This window comes from Knoellia subterranea KCTC 19937, from assembly GCF_000768685.1.
Classification (GTDB): Bacteria; Actinomycetota; Actinomycetes; order Actinomycetales; family Dermatophilaceae; genus Knoellia; species Knoellia subterranea.
In genome coordinates this window covers 1-10,028 of record NZ_AVPK01000010.1, presented here as the reverse complement: position 1 = coordinate 10,028, position 10,028 = coordinate 1, and the positions used below count along the sequence as shown (strand labels likewise).

The 10,028-nt window shown below is 66.6% G+C and carries 5 protein-coding genes; all 5 read left to right on the top strand.

The window, feature by feature from the left end; translation table 11 throughout:
- The first annotated feature begins 42 nt into the window (after positions 1–42).
- Positions 43–801: a hypothetical protein gene (locus N803_RS14560; protein WP_156969802.1), complete on the top strand. Its 759-nt coding sequence runs from the start codon at positions 43–45 to the stop codon at positions 799–801.
- A gap of 317 nt (positions 802–1,118) precedes the next feature.
- Entirely contained in the window at positions 1,119–1,742 is a 624-nt protein-coding gene (gene rplJ, locus N803_RS14555; RefSeq protein WP_035906658.1) for a 50S ribosomal protein L10, read from the top strand.
- 76 nt (positions 1,743–1,818) lie between these two features.
- Positions 1,819–2,211: a 50S ribosomal protein L7/L12 gene (gene rplL / locus N803_RS14550; protein ID WP_035906657.1), complete on the top strand. Its 393-nt coding sequence runs from the start codon at positions 1,819–1,821 to the stop codon at positions 2,209–2,211.
- A 521-nt stretch (positions 2,212–2,732) separates the two neighbouring features.
- Positions 2,733–6,221, top strand: coding sequence for a DNA-directed RNA polymerase subunit beta (rpoB, locus tag N803_RS14545; RefSeq protein ID WP_035906656.1), 3,489 nt, complete (start codon positions 2,733–2,735; stop codon positions 6,219–6,221).
- Between the two features lie 143 nt (positions 6,222–6,364).
- Positions 6,365–10,028 (top strand): DNA-directed RNA polymerase subunit beta' (locus N803_RS14540; RefSeq protein WP_035906654.1); only part of this gene is annotated, 3,664 nt, incomplete at its 3' end.

The following is a 10,028-nucleotide window of genomic DNA, read 5'->3' as shown; positions in this document are numbered from 1 at the left end:
GCCCGCGTCGTTACGCTCGAAGAACCCAACGGGAGGACCTCCATGAGACTCACCATGCACCGCACCGCTGGTGCCACCCTTGCTCTCTCCGGCCTGCTCGCGCTCGGCGCCTGCGGCTCGGGCGACGACTCCGCGAACGACACGGGCACGGGTTCGAGCCAGTCCCAGGGCGACACGGTCGACGCCGGTGACCTCGCCGGGCGCATGGTCGCTGCGATGCAGAAGGCCGGCAGCGGGACGATGTCGATGCAGACCGGCGACCAGAAAGCCACAGGCGACTTCACGTACGTCGACGGCAAGCTCCAGCAGCACACGAAGGTCCCCGTCGAGGGGTCGGAGATGGAGATCATCGCCGTCGGCGACTTCGTCTACCTCAAGGGTCTGCCGGGTCAGAGCAAGCCGTGGGTCAAGATCGACCCGAACGCCGACGACCCCGTGAGCCAGATGTTCAAGGGCATCGCCGAGGGCGGCATCAGCGACCCGACGAAGATGGCCGCCAACCTCAAGGGAACCCAGGCCACGCTCAAGAGCAAGGACGGTGACAACTCGACCTACGAGTTCACCGTCGACTCCGCAAAGGCCCTCGGTTCGTCCGCGGCGCCCAGCCCGTCGGCCAGTGCGCCGGCGCAGCAGCTGACGATGACCTACGTCCTGTCGAAGGACGACCGGCCCGTGACCATCTCCACCGCCGTCGGTGGCCAGTCGATCAAGGTGACCTACGGCGACTGGGGCAAGAAGGTCAACATCACCGAGCCGCCGGCCGACCAGGTCGGCCCGATGAGCTACCCCTCCGCGAGCTGACGCATCGTCTTCATGCCCCGCACAGACGGCGAGCTCCACCGAGTTGTCCGAGCGGGGCACGAAGACGATCACGGGGCGGATTTGGTCGTATGCCGTCCGCCCCGTAAGGTTGTCGACGACCAAAGACCGCCGGTTGGCCGGTGCACCCGCACCAGTCCGAAGGTTTCGCGAGAGCGGGCAACCAGCGCAGGACGAGATTCAGCGCGACAGACGGCGTATGCCGTGTGTCGTCACTGTGAGCCCCGCGCCCTGCGCCGGGGCTCGATCTGTTTCTCGGGACTCTTCGCCGGAGGTCGTACCGACGGAAGGAGGCCCGAATGTCTCGTGCAGACAAGTCCGCGGCGATCGCCGAGCTCGCGGAGAAGTTCCGCAGCTCCAATGCCGCTGTTCTCACGGAGTACCGCGGGCTCTCGGTGGCACAGATCACCGAGCTTCGTGGCGCCCTTCGTGGCAACGCGACCTACGCCGTGGTCAAGAACACGCTGACCGAGCTCGCCGCCAAGGAGGCCGGAGTCACGGCCTTCGACGGCCAGCTCGTGGGGCCGTCGGCCATCGCCTTCGTTGAGGGTGACCCGGTCGAGGCTGCCAAGGGTCTGCGTGACTTCGCCAAGGCAAACCCCCTCCTCGTGATCAAGGGTGGCGTGCTCGAGGGCAAGGCCCTCAGCGCCGCCGAGATCACGAAGCTCGCGGACCTCGAGTCCCGCGAGGTTCTCCTTGCCAAGCTGGCCGGCGCCATGAACGCCTCGCTCAGCAAGGCCGTCTACCTCTTCGCCGCTCCGCTGTCGCAGACCGCTCGGGTCGTCGACGCGCTGCGCGCCAAGGTCGAGGTCGAGGGTCCGGCTGTCGCCGCGGCTCCCGCCGAGGCCGCTGAGGAGACCCCCGCCGAGGCCGCTCCGGCCGAGGCCACCGAAGACGTCGCCACGGGTGGCGACGACGCCTGAGACCCAGCCTCACGGCTGAGTCCAGGAACCACCACACCGCCACTCACGGCATACACGAAGTAGAAAGGCAGCCATCATGGCAAAGCTCAGCACCGACGAGCTCCTTGAGGCCTTCAAGGAGATGACCCTCATCGAGCTCTCCGAGTTCGTCAAGCAGTTCGAGGACACCTTCGGCGTCACCGCCGCCGCGCCCGTCGCGGTTGCGGCTGCCGGCGCCCCGGCCGGTGGCGGCGACGCCGCTGCCGCTGGCGACGAGCAGGACGAGTTCGACGTCATCCTCGCCGCCGCCGGTGACAAGAAGATCGCCGTCATCAAGGAGGTCCGCGCCCTGACCTCCCTCGGTCTCAAGGAGGCCAAGGACCTCGTTGACGGTGCTCCGAAGCCCGTCCTCGAGAAGGTCGACAAGGCTGCGGCCGACAAGGCCAAGGAGCAGCTCGAGGCCGCTGGCGCGACCGTCGAGGTCAAGTGAGCGAAGCCTCCTAGAGGCTGACTCGACTCCGCGAACGGGCGGGATGGATCTTCGGATCCGTCCCGCCCGTTTCCGTCTTTCGACTCATTGCCCTGTTGGGACAGGCTCGCTGGCGCTCGCATGTCCCAACAGGGCAATGAGTCGGTGAGGGGGTTGCAGGTCGTGGATCCGGCGCCCTCCTCGCTGCCCAAACGGGCAAGAAGTCGGTGGGCTGCTTGACGTTCGGCGTCAGGGCAGTCATCCTTTCCGGGTCACACCGCGTGCTTGTCGCATGCGACGGATGACCGGACCTGAGTCCCACCACGTGTGCGGATTGGACAGGGTTGGACAGTTGCGCCCTTTTTGCCTAGACTGTTGCTTTGCCCTGCCCATGACCTCTCCCCGCTCCCGTCGAGCGACCTCCGTCGTGCCCCAGTCGTGTCCCGGCTACTGCACGAACACAGTGTTTCGACGGCTTCGGATCCGGGTGCCGTGGGCCGTGCGACCACCGTAAAGACACATGGCCAGTGGAAGGACCATCCTTGGCTGCCTCGCGCACCGCGTCCAAGACCGTGACCACCGCATTGACGGCTTCGGGCCGTCTCTCGTTCGGCAAGATCCGTGAGCCCATGGAGGTCCCTGACCTCCTCGCCCTGCAGACCGAGAGCTTCGACTGGCTCCTCGGCAACGAGCGCTGGCAGGAGCGCGTCGCCCAGGCCCTCGAAGCCGGCCGCGACGACGTCCCCGAGCGTTCGGGCCTCGAGGACATCTTCGAGGAGATCTCCCCGATCGAGGACTTCAGCGGCTCCATGTCGCTCTCGTTCCGCGACCACCGATTCGAAGAGGTCAAGTACTCCATCGAGGACTGCAAGGAGCGCGACCAGACCTACTCCGCGCCCCTGTTCGTCACCGCGGAGTTCATGAACAACACCACCGGTGAGATCAAGAGCCAGACGGTCTTCATGGGCGACTTCCCGCTCATGACCGAGCGCGGCACCTTCATCATCAACGGCACCGAGCGCGTCGTCGTCTCGCAGCTCGTCCGCAGCCCGGGCGTCTACTTCGAGCGCACGCCTGACAAGACGTCCGACAAGGACATCTACACCGCCAAGATCATCCCGAGCCGCGGCGCCTGGCTCGAGTTCGAGATCGACAAGCGCGACATGGTCGGCGTCCGCGTCGACCGCAAGCGCAAGCAGTCCGTCACCGTCCTCCTCAAGGCGCTCGGCATGACCGAGGCCCAGATCCGCGAGGAGTTCGCCGGCTACGAGTCCATCGAGCTCACCCTCGACAAGGACAACACCGAGGGCCAGGACGACGCGCTGCTCGACATCTACCGCAAGCTCCGTCCGGGCGAACCGCCGACGCGTGAGGCCGCGCAGAACCTGCTCGACAACCTCTACTTCAACGGCAAGCGCTACGACCTGGCCAAGGTTGGTCGCTACAAGATCAACAAGAAGCTCGGCATCGAGGGCGAGCTCACGCAGTCGACCCTCAACATCGACGACATCGTCGCGACGATCAAGTACATCGTCGCCCTGCACAACGGTGACGAGACCCTCCCGGGCCGTCGCAAGGGCGAGGACGTCGCGATCCGCGTCGAGACCGACGACATCGACCACTTCGGCAACCGTCGTCTGCGCAACGTCGGCGAGCTCATCCAGAACCAGGTCCGCACGGGTCTGTCCCGGATGGAGCGCGTCGTGCGCGAGCGCATGACGACTCAGGACGTCGAGGCGATCACCCCGCAGACCCTGATCAACATCCGCCCCGTGGTGGCGTCGATCAAGGAGTTCTTCGGCACCTCGCAGCTGTCGCAGTTCATGGACCAGAACAACCCGCTGTCGGGTCTGACGCACAAGCGTCGCCTGTCCGCGCTCGGCCCGGGTGGTCTGTCCCGTGACCGCGCCGGCATGGAGGTCCGTGACGTCCACCCGTCGCACTACGGCCGCATGTGCCCGATCGAGACCCCTGAAGGTCCCAACATCGGTCTGATCGGCTCGCTCGCGTCCTACGGCCGCATCAATGCGTTCGGCTTCATCGAGACCCCGTACCGCAAGGTCGTCAAGGGTCGCATCACCGACGAGGTGCACTACCTCTCGGCCGATGAGGAGGACGAGCACGTCATCGCCCAGGCGAACGCCGCGCTCGACGCGTCGGGTGAGCGTTTCGCCGGAGAGCGCGTCCTCGTGCGCGTCAAGGGTGGCGAGGTCGAGTACATCCCGGCCGAGGAGGTCGACTACATCGACGTCTCCGCGCGCCAGATGGTCTCGGCCGCGACCGCGCTCATCCCCTTCCTCGAGCACGACGACGCCAACCGTGCGCTCATGGGTTCCAACATGCAGCGCCAGGCCGTCCCGCTCGTCAAGGCCGAGGCCCCGCTCGTCGGCACCGGTATGGAGTTCCGCGCCGCGGTCGACTCCGGTGACGTCGTCGTGGCCGAGAAGGCCGGTGTCGTGACCGAGGTGTCTGCTGACCTCGTCACGGTCGCCGCCGACGACGGCACCTCGCGCACCTACCGCATCGACAAGTTCACCCGCTCCAACCAGGGCAACAGCTACAACCAGCGCGTTGTGGTGTCCGAGGGTGACCGCGTCGAGCAGGGTGCGCTCATCGCCGACGGTCCCGCGACCGACGGTGGCGAGATGGCGCTCGGCCGCAACCTCCTCGTGGCGTTCATGCCGTGGGAGGGCCACAACTACGAGGACGCAATCATCCTCAGCCAGCGTCTGGTGCAGGACGACGTCCTCTCCTCGATCCACATCGAGGAGCACGAGGTCGACGCCCGCGACACCAAGCTCGGCCCGGAGGAGATCACCCGCGACATCCCGAACGTCTCCGAAGAGGTCCTCGCCGACCTCGACGAGCGCGGGATCATCCGCATCGGTGCCGAGGTCCGCGACGGCGACCTCCTCGTCGGCAAGGTCACGCCCAAGGGTGAGACCGAGCTGACCCCGGAGGAGCGCCTGCTCCGCGCGATCTTCGGTGAGAAGGCGCGCGAGGTGCGCGACACCTCGCTCAAGGTGCCCCACGGCGAGACCGGCACGGTCATCGGCGTCAAGGTGTTCGACAAGGACGCCGGCGACGAGCTGCCCCCGGGCGTCAACCAGCTGGTGCGCGTCCACGTCGCCAACAAGCGCAAGATCACCGACGGCGACAAGCTCGCCGGTCGTCACGGCAACAAGGGCGTCATCTCCAAGATCCTCCCGGTCGAGGACATGCCGTTCCTCGAGGACGGCACGCCCGTCGACGTGGTGCTCAACCCGCTCGGTGTCCCCGGTCGTATGAACATCGGCCAGATCCTCGAGCTGCACCTGGGTTGGGCCGCGAGCCGCGGCTGGGAGATCGCCGGCAACCCGGATTGGGCCGAGCTCATCCCGGACGACGCCCGGTCGGCCGAGCCCGGCACCCGCGTGGCCTCGCCCGTGTTCGACGGTGTGCGCGAGAACGAGATCGTGGGTCTGCTCGACAGCACCCGCGAGACCCGTGACGGCGTCCGCCTCATCGATGGCTCCGGCAAGACCCAGCTCTTCGACGGCCGCTCCGGCGAGCCGTACCCGGAACCGGTCTCGGTGGGCTACATGTACATCCTCAAGCTGCACCACCTCGTGGACGACAAGATCCACGCGCGCAGCACGGGCCCGTACTCGATGATCACCCAGCAGCCGCTCGGCGGTAAGGCCCAGTTCGGTGGCCAGCGCTTCGGTGAGATGGAGGTGTGGGCGCTGGAGGCCTACGGCGCGGCCTACGCGCTGCAGGAGCTGCTCACCATCAAGTCGGACGACGTCAACGGCCGCGTGAAGGTCTACGAGGCCATCGTCAAGGGCGACAACATCCCCGAGCCCGGCATCCCCGAGTCCTTCAAGGTGCTCATCAAGGAGATGCAGAGCCTGTGCCTCAACGTCGAGGTCCTGTCCAGCGATGGTCAGGCGATCGAGATGCACGACGCCGAGGAAGACGTCTTCCGTGCGGCGGAGGAGCTCGGCATCGACCTGTCGCGCCGCGAGCCCAGTTCGGTCGAAGAGGTCTGATCCGTATGCCCTCCGCGCACCTTCCGCGGACCGCGCCAGAGGCGCGGATGCGCACCCAAGGCGCGCGGACGGCATACGCCAGGTTTTTCTGACCCACATTCAGCACTTTTTGGCTTAACAAGAGACACGAGAGAAGGAACCACGTGCTCGACGTCAACTTCTTCGACGAACTGCGCATTGGCCTCGCCACCGCCGACTCCATCCGCGAGTGGAGCCACGGCGAGGTGAAGAAGCCCGAGACCATCAACTACCGCACCCTCAAGCCCGAGAAGGACGGACTCTTCTGCGAGAAGATCTTCGGCCCGACCCGGGACTGGGAGTGCGCCTGCGGCAAGTACAAGCGCGTCCGCTTCAAGGGCATCATCTGTGAGCGCTGCGGCGTCGAGGTGACCCGCGCCGCCGTGCGTCGTGAGCGGATGGGCCACATCGAGCTCGCCGCCCCCGTCACCCACATCTGGTACTTCAAGGGCGTCCCGTCGCGCCTCGGGTACCTGCTCGACCTCGCGCCGAAGGACCTCGAGAAGGTCATCTACTTCGCCGCCTACATGATCACGAGCGTCGACGAGGAGCAGCGTCACGCCGACCTGCCCTCGCTCGAGGCCCAGATCGAGGTCGAGAAGAAGGAGATCGAGAACCGTCGCGACGCCGACGTCGAGACCCGCGCCAAGAAGCTCGAGGAGGACATCGCCGCCCTCGAGGCCGAGGGTGCCAAGTCCGACGCGAAGCGCAAGGTCCGCGACTCCGCCGAGCGCGAGATGAACCAGATCCGCAAGCGCGCCGACGCTCAGGTCGAGCGCCTGGCGCAGGTGTGGGACCGGTTCAAGAACCTCAAGGTCCAGGACCTCGAGGGCGACGAGATCCTCTACCGCGAGATGCGTGACCGCTTCGGTCTGTACTTCGAGGGTGGCATGGGTGCGGCCGCGATCCAGAAGCGTCTGGAGTCCTTCGACCTCGAGGCCGAGGCCGAGCTCCTCCGCGAGATCATCGCCACGGGCAAGGGTCAGAAGAAGACCCGCTCGCTCAAGCGCCTCAAGGTCGTCTCCGCGTTCCTCACGACGTCGAACAAGCCGTCCGGCATGGTTCTCGACGCCGTCCCGGTCATCCCGCCGGACCTGCGCCCGATGGTGCAGCTCGACGGTGGCCGGTTCGCGACCTCGGACCTCAACGACCTCTACCGTCGCGTCATCAACCGCAACAACCGCCTCAAGCGACTGCTTGACCTCGGCGCCCCCGAGATCATCGTCAACAACGAGAAGCGGATGCTGCAGGAGGCGGTCGACAGCCTCTTCGACAACGGCCGTCGTGGTCGCCCGGTCACGGGTCCCGGCAACCGTCCGCTGAAGTCGCTCTCCGACATGCTCAAGGGCAAGCAGGGTCGCTTCCGTCAGAACCTCCTCGGCAAGCGCGTCGACTACTCCGGCCGTTCGGTCATCGTCGTCGGCCCGCAGCTCAAGCTCCACCAGTGCGGTCTGCCCAAGCAGATGGCGCTCGAGCTGTTCAAGCCGTTCGTGATGAAGCGCCTCGTCGACCTCGACCACGCGCAGAACATCAAGTCGGCCAAGCGCATGGTCGAGCGTCACCGCTCGGTCGTGTGGGACGTCCTCGAAGAGGTCATCACGGAGCACCCGGTGCTGCTCAACCGCGCACCCACGCTCCACCGCCTCGGCATCCAGGCCTTCGAGCCGCAGCTCGTCGAGGGCAAGGCCATCCAGATCCACCCGCTCGTCTGCACCGCCTTCAACGCGGACTTCGACGGTGACCAGATGGCTGTCCACGTGCCGCTTTCCGCAGAAGCACAAGCGGAGGCGCGCATTTTGATGCTGTCGAGCAACAACATCCTCAAGCCGGCCGACGGTCGCCCCGTCACCATGCCGACCCAGGACATGATCATCGGTCTGTTCCACCTGACCTCGCAGGTCGAGGGTTCCGACGGTGAGGGTCGTGTGTTCTCCACGGTCGCCGAGGCCCGCATGGCCTTCGACGCCGGTGAGATCAAGCTGGGCACGCCGGTCAGGATCCGCCTCACCCACGTCGTCCCGACGCCGGGCACGGAGCTTCCCGAGGGTGTCGAGGTCGACGACGAGGGCTTCCTCGCCGAGTGGCTCCCGGAGACGACCCTGGGTCGCGCGCTCTTCAACGAGACGCTGCCCGTGGACTACCCGTTCGTCAACGACCAGGTCGACAAGAAGCGTCTCTCGACGATCGTCAACGACCTCGCCGAGCGCTACAGCAAGGTGCAGGTTGCGGCCTCGCTCGACGCGCTCAAGGAGTACGGCTTCCACTGGGCCACCCGGTCCGGCATCACGGTCGCCATCTCCGACGTCGTCACGCCTCCGCGCAAGCTCGAGATCCTCGAGGGCTACGAGGTCAAGGCGACCAAGGTCCAGGTGCAGTACGAGCGCGGTCTCATCACCGACGACGAGCGCCGTCAGGAGCTCATCGAGATCTGGACCCAGGCCACCAACGAGGTCGCCAAGGAGATGGAGTCCAACATCCCGGCGACGAACACCATCTTCCGCATGGTGTCCTCGGGTGCTCGCGGTAACTGGATGCAGCTGCGCCAGATCGCCGGTATGCGAGGCCTCGTGTCCAACCCGAAGGGCGAGATCATCCCGCGCCCGATCCGCGCGAACTTCCGCGAGGGTCTGTCCGTGCTCGAGTTCTTCATCTCGACGCACGGTTCGCGCAAGGGTCTGGCCGACACCGCTCTCCGTACGGCCGACTCGGGTTACCTCACGCGTCGTCTCGTGGACGTGTCGCAGGACGTCATCATCCGTGAGGACGACTGTGGCACCGAGCGTGGTCTGACCATGCCGATCGCCGCCACCGACGAGCGCACGGGCAACCGCACGGTTCACGACGACGTCGAGACCTCGGTCTACGCCCGCACGCTCGCCGAGGACGTCGAGAAGGATGGCGAGACCCTCGCCGAGGCCGGTATCGACCTGGGTGACCTCGTCATCGGTGCGCTCTTCGCCGCCGGCGTCGACAGCGTCAAGGTCCGCTCGGTCCTCACCTGCGACAGCAAGGTCGGAACGTGTGCGAAGTGCTACGGCCGTTCGCTCGCGACCGGCAAGCTCGTCGACATCGGCGAGGCCGTCGGCATCATCGCGGCCCAGTCGATCGGTGAGCCCGGCACCCAGCTCACGATGCGTACCTTCCACACCGGTGGTGTGGCCGGTGACGACATCACGCAGGGTCTGCCGCGTGTCGTCGAGCTCTTCGAGGCGCGCACCCCCAAGGGTGTCGCCCCGATCGCCGAGGCCAGTGGCCGCGTCACGATCGAGGAGACCGACAAGGCTCGTCGCATCCTGCTCACGCCGGACGACGGCTCGGAGGAGCACGCCTACCCGGTCACCAAGCGTGCGCGTCTGCTCGTCACCGACGGTCAGAGCGTCGAGGTCGGCACCCAGCTCACGCAGGGTTCCATCGACCCGAAGCAGGTGCTCCGCATCCTCGGCCCGCGCCAGGTGCAGATGCACCTCGTCGACGAGGTGCAGCACGTGTACCGCCAGCAGGGTGTGTCGATCCACGACAAGCACATCGAGGTCATCGTCCGGCAGATGCTCCGCCGGATCACGATCATCGAGGCCGGCGACGCCGACCTGCTGCCGGGCATGCTCGCCGAGCGTGGCCGTTTCGAGGACGAGAACCGTCGCGTCGTCGCCGAGGGTGGCACCCCTGCCTCGGGTCGTCCCGAGCTCATGGGTATCACCAAGGCGTCTCTCGCGACCGAGTCGTGGCTGTCCGCAGCCTCGTTCCAGGAGACGACCCGTGTCCTCACCGAGGCCGCCATGGAGGGCAAGT